Origin of the sequence: Pseudomonas sp. 09C 129, from assembly GCF_002843625.1 — a bacterium.
Classification (GTDB): domain Bacteria; phylum Pseudomonadota; class Gammaproteobacteria; order Pseudomonadales; family Pseudomonadaceae; genus Aquipseudomonas; species Aquipseudomonas chlororaphis.
This window is the reverse complement of sequence record NZ_CP025261.1, coordinates 3,072,417-3,090,624: the sequence shown is the minus strand read 5'-3', so window position 1 is coordinate 3,090,624 and position 18,208 is coordinate 3,072,417. Positions and strand designations below refer to the sequence as shown.

Annotated in this window: 14 protein-coding genes; 8 read left to right on the top strand and 6 right to left on the bottom strand. The window is 64.5% G+C overall.

The genetic code is table 11. The features are described from left to right. Complete coding sequence (locus tag CXQ81_RS14055) at positions 1 to 903, bottom strand: LysR family transcriptional regulator (protein WP_053260651.1); 903 nt, start codon at positions 901 to 903, stop codon at positions 1 to 3. A 133-nt stretch (positions 904 to 1,036) separates the two neighbouring features. Between CXQ81_RS14055 and CXQ81_RS14050 the strand changes: the two genes are divergently transcribed. Beyond that, on the top strand, positions 1,037 to 2,683 hold the full coding sequence (locus tag CXQ81_RS14050; RefSeq protein ID WP_101337531.1) for a GMC family oxidoreductase: 1,647 nt from the start codon (positions 1,037 to 1,039) through the stop codon (positions 2,681 to 2,683). A 205-nt stretch (positions 2,684 to 2,888) separates the two neighbouring features. Further along, the gene (locus CXQ81_RS14045) at positions 2,889 to 4,511 is read left to right on the top strand and encodes an MFS transporter (RefSeq protein WP_053260649.1); all 1,623 of its coding nucleotides are present in this window, start codon (positions 2,889 to 2,891) and stop codon (positions 4,509 to 4,511) included. 120 nt (positions 4,512 to 4,631) lie between these two features. Here CXQ81_RS14045 and CXQ81_RS14040 read toward each other — a convergent pair whose 3' ends face one another. Further along, the gene (locus tag CXQ81_RS14040; RefSeq protein WP_101337530.1) at positions 4,632 to 6,065 is read right to left on the bottom strand and encodes a serralysin family metalloprotease; all 1,434 of its coding nucleotides are present in this window, start codon (positions 6,063 to 6,065) and stop codon (positions 4,632 to 4,634) included. Between the two features lie 277 nt (positions 6,066 to 6,342). Between CXQ81_RS14040 and CXQ81_RS14035 the strand changes: the two genes are divergently transcribed. Further along, positions 6,343 to 6,639 (top strand): hypothetical protein, encoded by a 297-nt coding sequence (locus CXQ81_RS14035; protein WP_007925020.1) that lies wholly within the window; start codon positions 6,343 to 6,345, stop codon positions 6,637 to 6,639. 187 nt (positions 6,640 to 6,826) lie between these two features. On the opposite strand, the gene CXQ81_RS14030 is transcribed toward CXQ81_RS14035, so the two are convergent. Further along, positions 6,827 to 9,187, bottom strand: coding sequence for a DNA polymerase II (locus CXQ81_RS14030; protein WP_178081101.1), 2,361 nt, complete (start codon positions 9,185 to 9,187; stop codon positions 6,827 to 6,829). Between the two features lie 569 nt (positions 9,188 to 9,756). Here CXQ81_RS14030 and CXQ81_RS14025 point away from each other — a divergent pair. After that, positions 9,757 to 10,086 (top strand): hypothetical protein, encoded by a 330-nt coding sequence (locus tag CXQ81_RS14025; RefSeq protein WP_009043285.1) that lies wholly within the window; start codon positions 9,757 to 9,759, stop codon positions 10,084 to 10,086. Between the two features lie 147 nt (positions 10,087 to 10,233). On the opposite strand, the gene CXQ81_RS14020 is transcribed toward CXQ81_RS14025, so the two are convergent. After that, the gene (locus tag CXQ81_RS14020; protein WP_101337528.1) at positions 10,234 to 10,878 is read right to left on the bottom strand and encodes a hydrolase; all 645 of its coding nucleotides are present in this window, start codon (positions 10,876 to 10,878) and stop codon (positions 10,234 to 10,236) included. Between the two features lie 175 nt (positions 10,879 to 11,053). On the opposite strand from CXQ81_RS14020, the gene CXQ81_RS14015 reads away from it, so the two are divergent. From CXQ81_RS14015 to CXQ81_RS14000, 4 genes are all read left to right on the top strand, one after another. Beyond that, the gene (locus tag CXQ81_RS14015; RefSeq protein WP_053260645.1) at positions 11,054 to 11,956 is read left to right on the top strand and encodes a LysR family transcriptional regulator; all 903 of its coding nucleotides are present in this window, start codon (positions 11,054 to 11,056) and stop codon (positions 11,954 to 11,956) included. A 141-nt stretch (positions 11,957 to 12,097) separates the two neighbouring features. Then, the gene (locus CXQ81_RS14010; RefSeq protein WP_101337527.1) at positions 12,098 to 12,757 is read left to right on the top strand and encodes an isoprenylcysteine carboxylmethyltransferase family protein; all 660 of its coding nucleotides are present in this window, start codon (positions 12,098 to 12,100) and stop codon (positions 12,755 to 12,757) included. A 480-nt stretch (positions 12,758 to 13,237) separates the two neighbouring features. Continuing rightward, positions 13,238 to 14,602, top strand: coding sequence for a glutamine synthetase family protein (locus CXQ81_RS14005; RefSeq protein ID WP_007925006.1), 1,365 nt, complete (start codon positions 13,238 to 13,240; stop codon positions 14,600 to 14,602). A gap of 57 nt (positions 14,603 to 14,659) precedes the next feature. Further along, the gene (locus CXQ81_RS14000) at positions 14,660 to 15,973 is read left to right on the top strand and encodes an FAD-binding oxidoreductase (RefSeq protein ID WP_101337526.1); all 1,314 of its coding nucleotides are present in this window, start codon (positions 14,660 to 14,662) and stop codon (positions 15,971 to 15,973) included. A gap of 174 nt (positions 15,974 to 16,147) precedes the next feature. On the opposite strand, the gene nadE is transcribed toward CXQ81_RS14000, so the two are convergent. Next, positions 16,148 to 16,975, bottom strand: coding sequence for an ammonia-dependent NAD(+) synthetase (nadE, locus tag CXQ81_RS13995; RefSeq protein WP_101337525.1), 828 nt, complete (start codon positions 16,973 to 16,975; stop codon positions 16,148 to 16,150). Position 16,976: 1 nt separating this feature from the next. Further along, positions 16,977 to 18,206: a nicotinate phosphoribosyltransferase gene (gene pncB / locus CXQ81_RS13990; RefSeq protein ID WP_101337524.1), complete on the bottom strand. Its 1,230-nt coding sequence runs from the start codon at positions 18,204 to 18,206 to the stop codon at positions 16,977 to 16,979. Positions 18,207 to 18,208 lie beyond the last annotated feature (2 nt).

The following is an 18,208-nucleotide window of genomic DNA, read 5'->3' as shown; positions in this document are numbered from 1 at the left end:
TCAGGCCAGGGAGTTCGGTTCGGCGAGCAGCAAGCCCTGCTCGGCCGCGCACAGCTCGACCACGTAATCCCACACCACCCGCAGGCGCACGGACTTGTGCAGCTCGCGGCGGGTGCTGATCCAATAGGCGCGCTGGATGCTCTCGCTGGGCAGCAAGGGCACCAGCTGCGGATCGCCGGCGGCCATGTAGCACGGCAGCACGGCGATCCCCAGGCCGGAGCGCGCGGCCTGTTGCTGGGCGATCACGCTGGTGCTGTGGAACACCACCTGAGGGTTGCGGCAGAAGCTGGTGAGGAAGATCAGCTCCTGGCTGAACAGCAGGTCGTCGACATAGCCGATCCAGGCATGCCGCCCCAGGTCCTCGCGGCTGCGCAAGGGCGGTGCGCGGTCCAGGTAATCCTGGCTGGCGTACAGGGCCAGGCGGTAGTCGGTGAGCTTGCGGGTCACCAGCATGTCGGCGTTGGGCCGCTCCAGGTGGATGCTGATTTCCGCCTCGCGGTTGAGGATGCTGACAAAACGCGGCACCGCCACCAGCTCCACCTCCAGCCCCGGATAACGCTCGAACAGGCCACGCATGCGGCTGGCGAGAAACATGATGCCCAGGCCCTCGGTGACGCCCACGCGGATCTTGCCCAGGGGCGCCGTGGACTGGGTGATTTCCTCCTGGGCCAGCAAGGCCACGTTCTCCATGGCTTCGGCGTGCTTGAGCAAGGCCTCCCCGGCCGGCGTCAGTTCATAGCCCTGGGCATGCTGGACGAACAGCGCGGTGCCCAGGCTTTTCTCGATCGCCTCGATATGCCGGGCCACCGTGGCATGGGTGGTCTTCAACCGCTGGGCCGCGGTCAGCAGGCGGCCGCTGCGTTGCAGCTCGAGAAAAAACCGCAGGTCGTTCCAGTCGAACATGACTCTTCCTTGCAGATGCCGGGGGGAAGCCGCTGTTTAAAAACGCACAGCGGCTGAGCAAAAACTAACATTCTTTTAACGAAAGCTAACAACTAGGATGAGCCGCAACAAGAACGATAAAACGAGGTCATGGATGCTGCCTGCCTTTGATCCCTACGACTACATAGTGGTCGGCGCCGGCCCCGCCGGTTGCCTGTTGGCCAATCGGCTGTCCGCCAACCCGGCCCACCGCGTCCTGCTGCTGGAAGCCGGTGGCCGCGACAACTATCCCTGGATCCACATCCCCGTCGGCTACCTGTTCTGCATCGGCAACCCGCGCACCGACTGGTGCTTCAAGACCGAAGCCGAACCCGGCCTGCAAGGCCGCAGCCTGAGCTACCCGCGCGGCAAGGTGCTGGGCGGCTGCTCGTCGATCAACGGCATGATCTACATGCGCGGCCAGGCCGGCGACTATCAGCGCTGGGCCGCCGATGGCAACCCTGGCTGGAACTGGCAGGACGTGCTGCCGCTGTTTCGCAAAAGCGAAAACCACTTTGCCGGCGACTCGCAATTCCATGGCGCCGCCGGCGAATGGCGGGTCGAACGCCAGCGCCTGTCGTGGCCGATCCTCGATGCCTTCCGCAGCGCCGCCGAACAGAGCGGCATCGCCAGCGTCGACGACTTCAACGGCGGCGACAACGAAGGCTGCGGTTACTTCCAGGTCAACCAGAAAGCCGGGGTGCGCTGGAATGCCGCCAAGGCCTTCCTCAAACCGATCCGCCAGCGGCCCAATCTCACGGTGCTGACCGGGGTCGAGGTCGATCGGGTGCTCCTGGAAAACGGCCGCGCGGCGGCGCTCAGCGCCCGTTACCAGGGCCAGCCGCAGACCTTCAAGGCGCGTCGCGAAATCATCCTCAGCGCCGGTTCCATCGGCTCGCCGAGCATCCTGCAGCGTTCGGGAATCGGCCCCGCCGCCCTGCTGCAACGCTTGGGCATCGGCGTCGCCCACGAACTGCCGGGGGTCGGCGGCAACCTGCAGGACCACCTGCAACTGCGGCTGATCTACAAACTGGAAAACGCCCGCACCCTGAACCAGATCGCCGGCAGTCTGTGGGGCAAGCTGGGCATGGGCCTGCGCTACCTGTACGACCGCAGCGGCCCGCTGTCCATGGCGCCGAGCCAGCTGGGGGCGTTTGCCCGCTCCGGGCCGGAACAGACTTCGGCCAACCTCGAATACCACGTCCAGCCGCTGTCGCTGGAGCGTTTCGGCGAACCGCTGCATGCGTTCCCGGCCTTTACCGCGTCGGTCTGCGACCTGCGCCCGCAAAGCCGCGGCCGGGTGCAAATCCGCTCCGCCGACCCGCAGGCGGCGCCGCTGATCCAGCCCAACTACCTGAGCCACCCGGAGGACCTGCGGGTCGCCGCCGACGCCATTCGCCTGACCCGGCGCATCGTCGCCGCCCCAGCCCTGCAAGCCTTCAAGCCGATCGAATACCTGCCGGGGGCCGAGTTGCGCAGCGAAGAACAACTGCACGAAGCCGCCGCGCGCATCGGCACCACCATCTTCCACCCGGTGGGCACCTGCCGCATGGGCCACGGGCCGGAGGCGGTGGTCGATGCCGAGCTGCGGGTGCATGGCATCCCCGGCCTGCGCATCGCCGATGCCTCGATCATGCCGTACATCACCTCCGGCAATACCTGTTCGCCGACGCTGATGATCGCCGAGAAGGCCGCCGAGCTGATTCTCGCCACCTCGACCAGGAGCCCTGCCGCCGAAAAACCAAGCGTTACCCCGGCCTGAATGAGGTAGGAGCAAGGGGGACGCCCAGTTCTTGCTCGCGAGAGCCCCTTGAGCCTTGCAGCGCTCTATAGGCCGCCATCGCGAGCAAGCTTCGCTCCTACGACACAAAGGCGCGGTGCAGAAGACAGCGACAAGATGCAGATAGCGACGCCACGTTGGCGCCGACAGTGGAACAACAAAAACAATCACTGTGAGGGATATCGATATGTCGGAACATGCTCAATCGATGGACGCGGCGGTCGCCGCACCCACCAGCCAGGAAAGCCAGAAAGTCATCTTCGCCTCGTCCCTGGGGACGGTGTTCGAGTGGTACGACTTTTTCCTCTACGGCGCCCTCGCGGCGGTCATCAGCAAGCAGTTCTTCGCCGGGGTCAACGACACCACCGCCTTTATCTTCGCCCTGATGGCATTCGCCGCCGGCTTCGTGGTGCGGCCCTTCGGCGCGCTGGTGTTCGGGCGCCTGGGGGACATGATCGGGCGCAAGTACACCTTCCTCGCCACCATCATTCTCATGGGCCTGGCGACCTTCGCCGTGGGCCTGCTGCCGACCTACTCGAGCATCGGCATCGCCGCGCCGATCATCCTGGTCGCCCTGCGCATGCTCCAGGGCCTGGCCCTGGGCGGTGAATACGGCGGCGCCGCGACCTACGTCGCCGAGCACGCCCCCCAGGGCAAGCGCGGTTTCCATACCAGCTGGATCCAGTCCACCGCGACCCTCGGCCTGCTGCTGTCGCTGCTGGTGGTGCTGGGCTGCCGCTACTTCACCGGCGATCAGTTCGAAGTCTGGGGCTGGCGCCTGCCGTTCCTGCTGTCGATCGTGCTGCTGGGCATTTCCACCTGGATTCGCCTGAGCCTGCATGAGTCGCCGGCCTTCCTGAAGATGAAAGAAGAAGGCCGCGCCAGCAAGGCGCCGATCCGCGAGTCCTTCGGCAAATGGGAAAACCTCAAGGTGGTGCTGATCGCCCTGTTCAGCATCAACGCCGGGCAGGCGGTGACCTTCTACGCCGCGCAGTTCTACGTGCTGTTTTTCCTCACCCAGTTCCTCAAGATGGACCCGGCCCTGGCCAATATGCTGCTGATCATCAGCGTGGTGATCGGCGCGCCGTTCTTCATCTTCTTCGGCTGGCTGTCGGACAAGATCGGCCGCAAGCCGGTGCTGATGGTCGGCCTGCTCCTGGCCACCGCGCTGTACTTCCCGATCTTCAAGTCCCTGGCCCACTATGCCAACCCGGCCATCGACCAGGCCAGCCGCCAGGCGCCGATCAGCGTGCTGGCCGACCCCGCCACCTGCACCTTCCAGTTCGACCCGGTGGGCAAGGCGCGTTTCGACAGCCCGTGCGACAAGGTCAAGACCTTCCTGGTCAAGCAGGGCCTGCCCTACACCAGCGTCGCCGCGCCCGCCGGCAGCCCGGTGCAGGTCAGCGTCGGCGACGTGCAGATCGACGGTTTCGACGAGGCGGCCCTGCGCGGCGCCGTGACCCTGGCCGGCTACCCGCAACAGGCCGACACCCAGAACGTCAACAAAACCATGGTGGTGGTGCTGATCGTCGCCCTGATCCTGATCGCCGCCATGTGCTACGGCCCGCTGGCGGCGCTGATGGTCGAGCTGTTCCCGACCCGTATCCGCTACACCTCCATGTCCCTGCCCTACCACATCGGCAACGGCTGGTTCGGCGGCTTCCTGCCCACCGTGTCCTTCGCCCTGGTGGTGTACACCGGCGATATCTTCTACGGCCTGTGGTACCCGGTGGTGATCACCGGGGTCAGCCTGCTCGTCGGCCTGATCTGCCTGCGCGAGACCCGCAACGTCGATATCGACAAGAACTGAAAAGCCCGGCTGACGGTAGCGCCCCAAGCAGGGTTGCAGGCCTTGGGGCGCTCAGCGTCAGCCAAGGGCATCTGGCAAAAAAAACGGCGCGCCATGGCGCGCCGCTTCCGTTGCTGTCGATCAGGCCACGATATCGGTGGTCGCCGCCTGGCCAACGGTGCCCACGGCGAAGTCCACCGCGCCCAGACCGGTGAGGTCGACCAGCAGGCTGGTCTGGTCGGTCTCGGCGTAGTAGGTCAGGATCGCGTCGCCGGCATGGCCGGTGAAGCCGCTGACGAAGTTCAGGGTCGCCTGCCCCGAGGCGAACGGCGCCAGGCCGCTGAGGTCGATCTTGTCCTGGCCGCTGGTGAAATCCATGATCCAGTCGGGCTCGTCGAAGGTCGAATCGGATGCCGCGCCGAACACGAAAGTGTCCGCTCCCTCCCCGCCCCACAGCGTGTCGCGACCGCCGCCACCGTAGAGGATGTCGTTGCCGGCACCGCCTTCGAGAATGTTGGCCGCGGCGTTGCCGATCAGCAGGTCGTTGCCCGAGCCGCCGATGGCATTTTCCAGGGTCACGCCATGGGCCACGGACACGTTGCCCACCAGGCCGCCGACGTCGGAGAACGAGCCCTCGTTGAGGTTGATCTTCTGGTTCTGGGTGAAGCCGGAGAAGTCCAGGGTGTCGTTGCCACCGCCGTCCCACACCGAGAACACCAGCTTGGAGGCAGATGAGCTGGCGCTGTAGAAATCACGCCCGGTGTTGGAGTTGAAGCCGTACACGGTGTCGTCGGCGCGGGTCTCGTGGTTGGCGCCGTAGAGTTTCTGCACCGCGACGATATCGTCCATCAGCGGCGCCGAGGCGTAGGCGCCACCGCCGTCCTTACTGAAGTCCTGCCCGGTGTTGCTCTCGCTCCAGTAGCTCATCAGGCTGTAGCCGCGCGTGTCCTGGGCGTAGGTGGCATCGTTGTAGGTCGGATTGCCGTTGCCGGCGTTGTAGGTGCCCGGATGGGACAGGCCCAGGCTGTGGCCGATTTCGTGGGTCAGGGTCTGGCGACCGTAGTTGCCGTTGCCCGGGGTTTCGTTGACCCGGTACTGATCGTTGATCAGGTACCAGGACTGGCCGTCATAGCTGCCGCCCGAAGGCAGGTAGGCGAAGGCCGCGCCACCGGTGCTGACGCTGTAGTTGCCGAAACTCAGGTGCCCGTCGCCGCCGCTCGCGGCTTCGTTGAAGCACACATTGGCCACGTCCGACCAGGATTGCAGGGCCAGGAACGCCTGGGCTTTCTGCAAGGCGCTGAACTCGCTGAAGCTGCCCAGGTTCGGGTTGTAGTTGGCTGGCTTGCTGGTGAGGAAGCTGTAGCTGAGCTCGACCTTGCCGTCGCCGTTCTGGTCGTGCCAGGACAGGCCCTTGCGCAGGATCTGCTCGGCGGCCTGGTCCGCGGTGTACGACGGCTTGCCATTCACCAGCTCCGCGCCACCACGGTCATAGGCATGGCTGAAGGCAGTGATCAGTTGGTAGGCATCGCTGCCGGGAGCTGCCGAAAAACCGGCATTTTCTTTGGCTTTTGACATCATTTACATCCTTGTTCAACGCTGAAAATTTCCGATAGACCACGGCGACCTGTTAGCGAGATCGTCCTATCACTCGCCCTATTCAAGGCGGGGAAAAACTGACACAGACCCTGGCGTGGCGTCCACGATTTTTATTGTCGGACAATATGCCCGGGCGACTTTGCGCCTCATTAAAATCGCTACCCACCCCTGCCCCGGCGTGCCATACGCTAAGCTTCAGCGCTAATGGAACCACTGCCACACTCGTGCTTCTGCCTGTTTCCCGAAGGAGTCCACAATGAAAAAAATCCTCCTGAGCTGCGCCCTGTCGATCGTTGCCAGTGCCGCCCACGCCGAAGGCATCCCGCTGTTCAACGTCGACTGCCCGGGCAATATTCCGGTCAGCGCGGAGGAAGGGGGACCGGTGTTCATCAACGGCAAAGAGGCCCAGACCAAGACCGTCAACGAGCGTTATTTCGAGGCCAAGGGCTCGGGCATCACGGTGGACATCAGCGTGGAGGACGACGACTCGGTGGTCGTGACCTACAGCGGCAAACAGGGTGCCAGCGGCATTTGCACCTCGGTCGACGACTGAGCCAACTCACTCACGTGTAGCCGCTGCCGAGCCTGCGAGGCTGCGATCGGCAGCGCAGCGGCCGCAGCAGGGGCATCGCGGTTACCCTGACTCAATGCATTCTCAGGTTTTGCGCCTGCTGCGTCGGAATGCCGCCCAAGTCGTTCGCAGCCTCGCAGGCTCGGCAGCGGCTACGACGAGACGCCTCCTAGAACAACCCCATCTGCCCACCCACCAGGGTGCTGAAGTCGTCCTGCACGAACGGCAGGATGGCGTCCGCCACCGGCTGCAATTGGCGGGTCACGTAGTGATCGTAATCGATGGCCGCGGTGCGGTTTTCCAGGGGTTCGGGACCGGCCAGGGTGATCACGTAGCTGATCCAGCCACCGTTCTGATAACGCTGGGGCCGGCCCTGCCGCTGGTTGTATTCGTCGGCCAGGCGCGCGGCGCGCACATGGGGCGGCACGTTGCGTTCGTAATCGTCCAGTTGGCGACGCAGGCGCTTGCGGTACACCAGTTGCTCGTCCAGTTCGCCGGCCAGGGTGCGCCGCACGTAGTCGCGCACATAGTCCTGGTACGGCTGGCGGTGGAAGATCCGCTGGTACAGCTCCTGCTGGAACTGCTGGGCCAGCGGCGACCAGTCGGTGCGCACCGCTTCCAGGCCCTTGTAGACCATCTCCTGGGTGCCGTCGGCTCGAGTCACCAGGCCGGCGTAGCGCTTCTTGCTGCCCTCCTCCGCGCCACGAATGGTCGGCATCAGGAAGCGGCAGAAGTGGGTTTCGAATTGCAGCTCCAGGGCGCTTTCCAGGCCGTACTCATCGTGCAGGTGATCGCGCCACCACTGGTTGACGTGCGCCACCAGCGCGCGGCCGATGCGCGTGGCGTCCGCCTCGGCGTGGGCGCTGCCGAGCCAGACGAAGGTCGAGTCGGTGTCGCCGTAGATCACCTTGTGCCCCTGCGCCTCGATCAGTTGGCGGGTGCGGCGCATGATTTCGTGGCCGCGCATAGTGATCGACGACGCCAGGCGCGGATCGAAGAAGCGGCAGCCGCTGGAACCGAGCACACCGTAGAAGGCGTTCATGATGATCTTCAGCGCCTGGGACAGCGGCGCGTTGTGTTCGCGTTTCGCCACTTCGCGGCTCTCGGCGACCCGGGCGACGATCGAGGGCAGGCAATGCCGGGTGCGGGAAAACCGCGCGCCGCGAAAGCCCGGCACCGATTGCTCGTCCGTTGGGTGGCGCAAGCCTTCCACCAGCCCCACAGGATCGATCAGGAAGCTGCGGATGATCGACGGGTACAGGCTCTTGTAGTCCAGCACCAGCACCGACTCGTACAGACCGGGCCGCGAGTCCATGACAAAGCCGCCGGGGCTGGCTTGCGGCGGCTTCTCGCCCAGGTTCGGCGCGACGAAACCCTGGCGGTGCATCAGCGGCATGTACAGGTGGGTGAAGGCCGCCACCGAGCCGCCGTTGCGGTCGGCCGGCAGGCCGGTGACGGTGGCCCGTTCGAGGAGAAAGGTGAGCAGCTCGGTCTTGGCGAAAATCCGCGTCACCAGCTCGCAATCCTTGAGGTTGTAGCGCGCCAGGGCGGGCTTGTCCTCGGCGAACATGCGGTTGATTTCGTCCATGCGCTGGTAAGGGTTGTCGATCGACTTGCCTTCGCCGAGCAGGGTCTGGGCGACGTTTTCCAGGCTGAACGACGGGAAGCTCCAGGTCGCCGAGCGCAGGGCCTCGATGCCGTCGATGATCAGGCGCCCGGCGGCCGCAGCGAAATAATGGGTACGGCTGCCGTGTTCGCGCCACTGCATCTCTTCGCCGCCGCGCCCCAGGCGCAAGGGCACCGCCAGGCGACGTGCGTGTTCGTGCAGCACCCGCAGATCGAACTGCACCAGGTTCCAGCCGATGATCGCATCCGGATCGTGCCGCGCCAGCCACTGGTTGAGCCGTTCGAGCAACTGCTCGCGGCTGGCGCAGAACTCCAGGTCGAAATCCACCGCGCTGTCGTCCTCGCGAGCGCGGCCGAGCATGTACACCTGGCGCTGGCCGCAGCCTTCCAGGGCGATGGAATACAGCTCGCCGGTCTCGCTGGTCTCGATATCCAGCGACACCAGCTTCAACGCCGGCCGGTAGTCCGGTGCCGGTTTCATCTGCGCCTCCAGCAGTATCCCGCCCTCGCCCGGGGTGCCGCCGAACCACACCGGCGCGGTGATGAAACGCTCCATCAGGTAGCGCTCGGGCGGCCGCACATCGGCCTCGAGCACCTCGACCCCGGCGCGGCGCAGGGTCTTGTCGAGGCGGATCAATTGATTGTGCTGCGGGCAGTACAGGCCGAGCACCGGGCGGTGCTGGAAGTCGCACAGGCCCAGGGGCCGCAATTGCACATCGCGGTCGTCGGCCAGCAGGCGCCGGGCCTGTTCCTGCTGTTCGGCGGGAATGAAGGCCACGGAGGTCTGCACCGGCAAGCGGATCTGGCGCGGCCCGGCATCGGTCGCCAACCAGAACTCGACTTCCGTGCCTGCCGGCGTGTCACGCCAATGCCGGGTCAGGACGAAGCCCTGCTGTAAATCCACCACTGCAACCTCAAGCACCTGTTTCAAGGCCTCGATTCTACCTGTCCTCGGTCGCGATAGCCCGTTCCGCTCATGTGCCGAAAGGTTTTGTCGGACAATATGTAGTGCTTGAAAATTTTCACTACAAAACCGTTGACGAGGCGAATTTGCCCTTGCATGATGCAGGCGTCTCCCCGATCGGGAGACTTGGCAAAGGTGTTATGAGCAAGCTCGTCTGACCGCCGAGCTGTTAACCCGGATGTGTACTGCCCACAAGGCAGATTGATGAAACTGACCTGGCATGAACGTCCAGTACAAAGGGCGGGAAGCTGGCGAAAACTCCTCAAGATGCTTGTGGCCGAAACTGAAAACTTCGGCAGCTTGATCCAGGTTTACGCTGCTTCTCTTCGTTGTGACGCTATTGCGTAGCAGTTAATCAAGACGACTACACGCATCAGGCTCTGGGCCTTATCTGTATCCGACAGACACCCTCTGTCGCCCTGTTTCCGGTATCAGGGTTCAACTTACCGATGTAGCGATATCAATTAGCGACTCAACTAGATAGATCGAAATGGTCAAGGGGCTTACAAATGAATCTGAACAATCAACCTACTATTGATGAACTGTCTCATCTGTTCGCGGCACAGAAAGACAGCCATGACAGCCATATCCTGTGGATTGCCAAGTCTGGCCAGGTCCATATCGACTGCCTGTCGCCCCACGCCCATGAAGAAGAGTTCGACAAGAACAACCAGGACCTGCTGGCCCGCCTGAAAATGTACCGCCGTGGCCAGGGCTACGTCGGCAAGAAGGCCGCCGCCGACAGGGACTTCATCGGACGGGTATTCGATACCCTGAAGAATGAATGGCAATCGCTGCAGAACAAGTCGGAAGTTCGGGTGATTGACCGGTTCTGCTAAGTACAACTTGTCGTTGTCGCTGATCAACCGTTGATCCATTAAATAAAAAGGGACGCTCCAATAAGAGCGTCCCTTTTTTATTGCAACTTGCCAGTTAGTTGGATGACGCGGTGTTTCTGCTAAACCGCGTTACCCTTGGCGGCAGACTTACTTGACCTGCCGCTGCGGCGCCTTGTGCACCATGGTGTAGGCGTAATCCACACCCATGCCGTAGGCGCCGCTGTGCTCGCGCACCAGGTCCATCACCGCGTCGTAGGTGTCCTTGTGCGCCCAGTCGCGCTGGAACTCGAGCAGCACTTGCTGCCAGGTCACCGGCACCGCGCCGGCCTGGATCATGCGCTGCACCGACATGTCGTGAGCTTCCTGGGTGGTGCCGCCGGAAGCGTCGGTGACGATGTACACCTCGTAGCCTTCGGCCAGGGCTTCCAGAGCCGGGAAGTTCAGGCAGACCTCGGTCCACAGCGCGGCCATGATCAGTTTCTTGCGCCCGGTGGCCTTCACCGCGTCCACCAGTTTCTTGTCTTCCCAGGAGTTCATCGAGGTGCGCTCGATCGGCTGATAGTCGGGGAACACGCTGAGCAGTTCCGGCCAGATGTAGCCGCTGAAGCTCTCGGTTTCCACCGAAGTGAAAATGGTCGGCACATTGAAGATCTTCGCCGCCTTGGCCAGGCCCACGGTGTTGTTCTTCAGGGTCTGGCGGTCGATCGACTGCACGCCGAAGGACATCTGCGGCTGGTGGTCGATCAGGATCAGGGCGGAGTTGTTTGGGTTGAGCAGTTCACGGATAGACATGGCGCGTTCCTTTTGCTGTCGAGTGGGTTCAAGCGTTGAGTTGCACAATTCGGGAGCTCGGCGCGGGTTCCGCTGGGGAGGCTTTGCTGCCGGCTTGGTGGCTAATTTAGGGGTTGATATAAAAAGCAACAATTCCCTAAAATCGAGAATCATTGATTCCAAAACAGGGACAATTATGGATCGCATCGAATGCATGCGCGCGTTTGTCGTCACGGTCGATGCCAACGGCTTCGCCGCCGCGGCCCGGGCCATGGACGTGCCGCGCTCGAAAGTCAGCAAACAGATCCAGGCGCTGGAGGAAGCCATCGGCGTGCAGTTGCTGCACCGCACCACCCGCAGCCTGCATCTGACCGAAGCCGGCGCCGAGTACTACGAGTCGGCGCGGGAAGTCCTGGCCGCCGTGGACGAGGCCGAACAACGGGCGCGGGACGGCATCGGCGAATTGCGCGGGGTGCTGCGGGTCAACGCGCCGATGTCCTTCGGCCTGCGTCGTCTCGGACCGCTGGTGCCGCTGTTTCATGAGCAGCACCCGAACATCGAATTGCAGCTGGTGCTCAGCGACCAGCAAGTGGACCCGGTGCGCGGCGGTTTCGATGTGACCATTCGCATCGCCAGCCTGGCCGACTCGTCGATGGTCGCCAAGCTGCTGGCCCCGGCCCCGCGGATCATGGTGGCCTCGCCGGATTACCTGAAGCGCGCCGGCACCCCGCAGACGCCCCGCGACCTGACCGCCCACCAGTGCCTGAACTACGGCTACCTGCAAAGCGGGGTCAGCCTGCAGTTGAGCAACGGCAAGGACACCCAGCGCGTCCATGTCACCGGCCCGCTGCACGCCAACAACGGCGACCTGCTGGCCCAGGCCGCCGAGGCCGGCATGGGCATCGCCCTGCTGCCCGACTTCATCGTCGCCGACGCCCTGGCCGCCGGCCGCCTGGTGCCGGTGCTGTGCGAGTGGCAGGCGCCGCCGATCAGCATCCACGCGGTGTACCCGTCCGCCCGGCGCGTGCCGCAGAAGACCCGGGCCTTTATCGAGTTCCTGGTCGCCCAACTGGCCGACAAAGCGCCCGTGCTGCCGTAGGCACACGATGCAAACGACGCAGTGCATCAGCCACAGTGCCTCGCGGGCAAGCCTCGCTCCTACAGAGGCCGGGTGTCGCGGGATGTGGCGGCGATGGACCTACACTGAAGGCATACACCTCGGCATTCGTGAGGGGCCATCATGCGTAACTCTCCCCAACTCGCGGCGCTCAGCCTGATCGCTACCCTCGCCTACCTCGGCCTGGCCATCCTCGGCATGGGCGGACCGGTGGCGTTTTTCTCCCACCCGGCGCTGTGGGTCATCACCCTGTCCCTGCTGGCCATGGCCGGTGTGGCCCAGTTCAGCGAAGGCAACCTGAGCCCCGGCAAACAGGAAGACCGGGAAAACCGCTGGGTCCTCGTCGCCTTCGGCATCCTCGGGCTGTTGCTGGCCTTTCTTCCCGCCTATACCGACCGCCTGGACTTCTGGACCTTTGGTAGCACCGACGTGCGCTGGTTCGGCGTGGTGTTCTTTATCGGCGGCGGCATATTGCGACTGTGGCCGGTGTTCGTGCTGGGCAAGCGCTTCAGTGGCCTGGTGGCGATCCAGCCCGGCCATCAGCTGGTGACCACCGGCATCTACGGCACCCTGCGCAATCCGAGTTACCTGGGGTTGCTGATCAATTGCGTGGGCTGGGCCCTGGCCTTCCGCTCCGGGGTCGGCCTGCTGCTGACCGCCTTGATGCTGATCCCGCTGATTGCCCGCATCCACGCCGAAGAAGCCTTGCTGCACAAAGAATTCGGCAAGCAATACGACACCTACTGCGCCTACACCTGGCGCCTGGTGCCGTGGGTTTACTGAGGACTTTTTCCGCCGTGCTGCCGGGGGCGGTGTTAAATATTTTGTGACGCGCCCCTTGGCAGCGAGGAGCAGTCCCGGTAAAACGGTGAACCTCACTTGCACGAAATGTCCGTGAATTCTTGACGAGATCCGCCGGCCGATGAACGCCTTGTGTTGCCGCCCGCCCTGCCAGCCCCGCGCTGCTGCCCCGTGCAGCCGCCTCGGCATCGGCATTGGAACGGCAACAACGCAACGCCCCCACGGCGATCTCCACGGCAACCCCGGGGCCCGGCGATGAAACTGCTGGTCAACCTGCCCATGGCCCTGTGCCGCTCCCGCCTGCGTCATTCCTCGCGCCCTCCGGACCTCTCGCTTTCGCTCTGAACGCGCCCCTCTGCGCGTCGAGCCTTGCCGCCTTGCTATCTGCCATTGCAACCGGGCCCTGCCGGCGCCGCTGCATGAACCGAACCTGCGCGCCGCCATGGCGCAAGCGAGAGAACCATGAAATTTGCAGCCCTTGACGAGGCCCGTAGCTTCCTGGCCGCCAACCCCGATATCGACATGATCGAGCTGTTCATCCTCGACGCCAACGGCGTGCCGCGCGGCAAGCTGTTGCACCGCGAGGAACTGCTGGCGGTCTATGAAAGCGGCCGGCCGCTGCCCAGCACCATCCTCGGCCTGACGCTGCAGGGCGACGACGTGGAAAACTCCGGGCTGGTCTGGGACGTCGGCGATATCGACTGCCGCGCCTATCCCCTGGCCGGCAGCCTGGTGCGCCTGCCGTGGCGGCAGATCCCCACCGCCGCGGTGCAGGTCAGCATGCACCCGCAGGAAGGCCTGCCGGCCAGCATCGCCGACCCGCGCCACCTGCTGATCAAGGTCGTCGACCAACTCAAGGCCGAGGGTTATCACCCGGTGATGGCCTGCGAGCTGGAGTTCTACCTGCTGGACGCCAAGCGCGACGGCAACGGCCGCCCACAACCGGCGCTGGACGCCGACGGCGGCCGGCCACGGCACACCCAGGTCTATGGCCTGCGCGAGCTGGAGCAGATCGAACCCTTCCTCGCCGACCTCTACGCCGCCTGCAAACTGCAAGGCATCCCGGCGCGCACGGCGATCTCCGAATACGCACCGGGCCAGGTGGAAATCACCCTGGAACACGGCGACGCCCTGGAGGCCATGGACCAGGCCGTACGCTACAAGCGCCTGGTCAAGGCGGTGGCCCACCGGCACGGAATGCAGGCGACCTTCATGGCCAAGCCCTTCGATGACCTGGCGGGCACCGGTATGCACATGCACGTGAGCATCGCCGACGCCGAGGGCCACAACCTGTTCGCCGCCGAAGACCCCGCCGGCACCCCGCTGCTGCGCCAGGCGGTGGGCGGCATGCTCGCGTCGCTGCTCGACTCGCTGCTGCTGTTCTGCCCCAACGCCAACTCCTACCGCCGCTTCCAGGCCAACAGCTACGCGCCGCTGGCGCCGACCTGGGGCGTCGACAACCGCACCGTGAGCCTGCGGGTACCGGGCGGTCCGGCCAACAGCCGGCATATCGAGCACCGCATCTGCGGCGCCGACGCCAACCCCTACCTGGCCGCCGCGGCGATTCTCGCCGGGGTCCATCGCGGCCTGCGCGAACAGCTCGATCCGGGCGATCCGGTGCAAGGCAACGGCTATGCCCAGGCCAGCGAACTGCTGCCCACCGACTGGCTGACCTCGCTGACCGCCCTGGAGAATTCCACCTGGGCCCGCGACGCCCTGGGCAGCGAATTCCTCGGGGTCTACCTGGCGGTCAAGCGCGCCGAATACCGCCAGTTCATGGCCGAAGTCGGCGAGCAGGACTGGCGCTGGTACCTGACCCAGGCGTGACGCGCTGGCCGGCGTCACGGCGCCGGCCCGGCCCCAACAAAAATTCGAGAACAGCCCATGACAGTCGCATTCAACCCGGTCACACCGGCAGCCGAACGCTGCCCTTCGTATTACAGCGCCACCCTCAACAGCGAAACCGCCTACCCGCCCCTGCAAGGCCAAGTGAGCGTCGACGTGGTGATCATCGGCGGCGGTTTCACCGGCGTCGCCAGCGCCGTGGAACTGGCGGAAAAAGGCCTGAAAGTGGCCATAGTCGAGAGCCACAAGATCGGCTGGGGCGCCACCGGGCGCAACGGCGGCCAGGTCACCGGCAGCCTGTCCGGCGACGAGGCCATGCGCAAGCAGATGCGCCGCACCCTGGGCGACGAAGTCGACGATTTCATCTGGCAACTGCGCTGGCGCGGGCATCAAATCATTCGCCAGCGCGTGGACAAATACGCCATCGCCTGCGACCTCAAGCACGGCCACCTGCACGCCGCCTACAAGCCCAGCCACCTCGCCGGCCTGCGCGCCGACTACGAAGAAGCGGTGCGCCGCGGCATGGGCGACGAGGTCAGCCTGCTGGACCGGCAACAGGTGCGCGAGGTGCTGGAAAGCCAGCTGTACCACGGCGCGATCAAGAACACCCGCAACCTGCACCTGCATCCGCTGAACCTGTGCATCGGCGAAGCCCGCGCCGCCGAGAGCCTCGGCGCGCTGATCTTCGAACACAGCGAAGTGCTGCGGATCGTCCACGGCGAGCGCCCGGCGGTGATCACTGCACACGGCCGCATCGACGCCAAGCAGGTGCTGCTGGCCGGCGACGTGTACCACAAGCTGGAGCCCAAACAGCTCAAGGGCAAGATCTTCCCGGCCATGGGCGGCATCGTCACCACCGCGCCCCTGGGCGACCTGGCCAAGCGCCTCAACCCCCAGGACCTGGCGGTCTACGACTGCCGCTTCGTGCTCGACTATTACCGCATGACCGCCGACGGCCGCCTGCTGTTCGGCGGCGGCGCCAACTACAGCGGCAAGGATTCGCGGGATATCGCCGGCGAACTGCGCCCCTGCATCGAACGCACCTTTCCGGCGCTCAAGGGCGTGGCCATCGACTTCCAGTGGAGCTGCGCCATGGGCATCGTGATCAACCGCATCCCGCAGTTGGGCAAGCTCTCGGACAACGTCTGGTATTGCCAGGGCTACTCCGGACACGGCATCGCCACCAGCCACATCATGGGCGAGATCATGGCCCAGGCCATCACCGGGCACCTCGAGCACTACGACACCTTCGCCGACTGCCGGCACATCCGCGTGCCCTTCGGCGACCAGCTGGGCAACCCGATGCTGGCGGCGGGCATGTGGTACTACCAGATGCTCGAACGGTTGCGCTGAGGCCCCAGCCTTCCTCGTATCCGTAGGAGCGAAGCTTGCTCGCGATAGCGCCCTTGAGACCGCCATCGCCGGCAAGCCTGGCTCCTACAGAAGCAATCCACGATCCTCCCGCAGGAACGAAGCGTGCTCGCGATGGCATCCTTGAGATCGCCATCGCCGGCAAGCCATAGAGGGTCAGGCAGGGGTGCGCGGCAAGGCGCGTTTGTGGGCGGTGCGGTGGTAGGCGGTTTCGATCAGCTGGCGCACGGCATCGGACACCGGTTCGCCCATCAGGTAGGCGTCGATCTCGGCGTAGCTGCAGCCATAAGCCGTTTCGTCCAGTTTGCCCGGCGCCAGTTCTTCAAGGTCCGCCGTGGGGGCCTTGTGCACCAGGTGCCCGGGAGCGCCAAGCGCCTCGGCCAGCGCGCGCACCTGGGTCTTGGTCAGGCCCGACAGCGGAGCCAGGTCGCAGGCACCGTCGCCGTACTTGGTGAAAAACCCCATCAGGGCCTCGGCACCGTGGTCGGTCCCCACCACCAGGCCGTTGCTGAAGTTGGCGACCGCATACTGCGCCAGCATCCGCGCCCGCGCCTTGACGTTGCTCTTGGCGAAATCGGTCAGTTCGGCCGACGGCTGCAAGCCTTCGATTCGCACCTGGCTCATCAGACCGTCGACACTCTCGGCAATGTTGCAGGTGCTGACCGAGTCCGGGCGGATAAAGTCCAGGGAGGCCTGGGCATCGCTTTCGTCAGCCTGGCTTTTATAGGGCAGGCGCATGGCGATAAACCGGGTGTCGTGCCCTGCCCCACGCATCTGCTCCACAGCCAGCTGGCACAGGCGCCCGGCAGTCAGGGAATCGACGCCACCGCTGATGCCCAGCACCAGGGCCTGGCCGCCGGACTCGCGCAACACCTGCTGGATGAAATCCACGCGCCGGACGATTTCCGCGGCTTCGTCTCCGCGCGCCAGTTGCCGATCGATGCCCAGCTCCCGGGCAATTCGTTCTTGGGTTTGGCTGCTCATATCAGGCCTCCAGGGGCGAGTTACTGAGGTTGACGTTGAACACCTGCGCCGCGTACCTGAGGAACGACGGGTCTTCGCAGACGTTCTTGATCGGGTCATCGGAGAACTTCACCACCGGTTCGCCATGCACTCGCACCAGCTTCATAACGATGCTCAGCGGCTCGACGCCTTCGACATCGCAGGCCAGGCTGGTGCCCATGCCGAAACCGAACCGGGCCTGGCCACGCACGTGACGCAGGATCGGCAGGCATTTCTCGAAGTTCAGACCGTCGGAGAACATCAGGTCCTTGGTCCGTGGATCGATGCCCAGTTCCCGGTAGCGGGCCAGGACCTTGTCGGCCCAGGCAATCGGGTCCCCGGAATCCTGGCGCAGGCCGTCGTAGAGCTTGGCGAAGTACAGGTCGAAGTCCTTGAGGAAGAAGTCCGTGCTGATGCAGTCGGTCAGGGCAATGCCCAGGCGGCCGCGGTATTCGCGCACCCAGTTTTCCAGCGCCGTGTTCTGGCTCTCCCGCAGCCGTCCCAGTTGCTGGTGCACCATCAGCCACTGGTGGGCCATGGTGCCGATCAGCGGCAGGTCGAACTCGTAGGCCAGGTGGGCGTTGCTGGTGCCGACGAAGACCCCGGGGAAGTCGCTGCGCATGATCTTCACCACCTCGCGCTGGGCCTTGAACGACAGGCGCCGACGCGTAGAGAAGTCCGAGACCCGCAGCTCGGCGAGTTCTTCGCGGCTGGCGTTGTTCTCCAGCCATTCGAATTTCCGATAGAGCCGGCGGGTGACGTCAGCAAGCTCCACCTCCGGATACCTGTCGCGGTTGCGCAACTCACTGACCATGGCCAGCACCGGCTGTTCGAACATGATGCAGTGCAACATCGGGCCGCGGACGCGAATGCTCAGTTGGCCATCGACCGCCGCCACGTGGATGTAGCGCAGGTTGAAACGGAACAGGCCGAGAAACTGCTCGAAGTCCGGGGTCAGGTACTCGCGAAAACGCTTGTTGAACAGAAAGCGCTGTTCGCCTTCGCGCATCTGCAGGCTGGCGAGCTTTTCCAGTTCCTGGCGGATCTCCGGGATCAGATGCACCAGGGACTCTCTGGAGCGGACGATGAACTGGTATTCCACATCGACATTGGGGTGCTGGTGCAGCACCGCCTGCATCATGGTGAAGGTGTAGTAGTCGGTGTCCAGCAGGCCCTGGATCACGCCATTGTTACGGTCAAATGCACTTTCCATGG

Excerpts from the sequence above, each read along its gene's own strand:
- CXQ81_RS14055 (WP_053260651.1), bottom strand. The coding sequence starts at position 903 with ATGTTCGACTGGAACGACCTGCGGTTTTTTCTCGAGCTGCAACGCAGC.
- CXQ81_RS14050 (WP_101337531.1), top strand. The coding sequence starts at position 1,037 with ATGCTGCCTGCCTTTGATCCCTACGACTACATAGTGGTCGGCGCCGGC.
- CXQ81_RS14045 (WP_053260649.1), top strand. The coding sequence starts at position 2,889 with ATGTCGGAACATGCTCAATCGATGGACGCGGCGGTCGCCGCACCCACC.
- CXQ81_RS14040 (WP_101337530.1), bottom strand. The coding sequence starts at position 6,065 with ATGTCAAAAGCCAAAGAAAATGCCGGTTTTTCGGCAGCTCCCGGCAGC.
- CXQ81_RS14035 (WP_007925020.1), top strand. The coding sequence starts at position 6,343 with ATGAAAAAAATCCTCCTGAGCTGCGCCCTGTCGATCGTTGCCAGTGCC.
- CXQ81_RS14025 (WP_009043285.1), top strand. The coding sequence starts at position 9,757 with ATGAATCTGAACAATCAACCTACTATTGATGAACTGTCTCATCTGTTC.
- CXQ81_RS14020 (WP_101337528.1), bottom strand. The coding sequence starts at position 10,878 with ATGTCTATCCGTGAACTGCTCAACCCAAACAACTCCGCCCTGATCCTG.
- CXQ81_RS14015 (WP_053260645.1), top strand. The coding sequence starts at position 11,054 with ATGGATCGCATCGAATGCATGCGCGCGTTTGTCGTCACGGTCGATGCC.
- CXQ81_RS14010 (WP_101337527.1), top strand. The coding sequence starts at position 12,098 with ATGCGTAACTCTCCCCAACTCGCGGCGCTCAGCCTGATCGCTACCCTC.
- CXQ81_RS14005 (WP_007925006.1), top strand. The coding sequence starts at position 13,238 with ATGAAATTTGCAGCCCTTGACGAGGCCCGTAGCTTCCTGGCCGCCAAC.
- CXQ81_RS14000 (WP_101337526.1), top strand. The coding sequence starts at position 14,660 with ATGACAGTCGCATTCAACCCGGTCACACCGGCAGCCGAACGCTGCCCT.
- nadE (WP_101337525.1), bottom strand. The coding sequence starts at position 16,975 with ATGAGCAGCCAAACCCAAGAACGAATTGCCCGGGAGCTGGGCATCGAT.
- pncB (WP_101337524.1), bottom strand. The coding sequence starts at position 18,206 with ATGGAAAGTGCATTTGACCGTAACAATGGCGTGATCCAGGGCCTGCTG.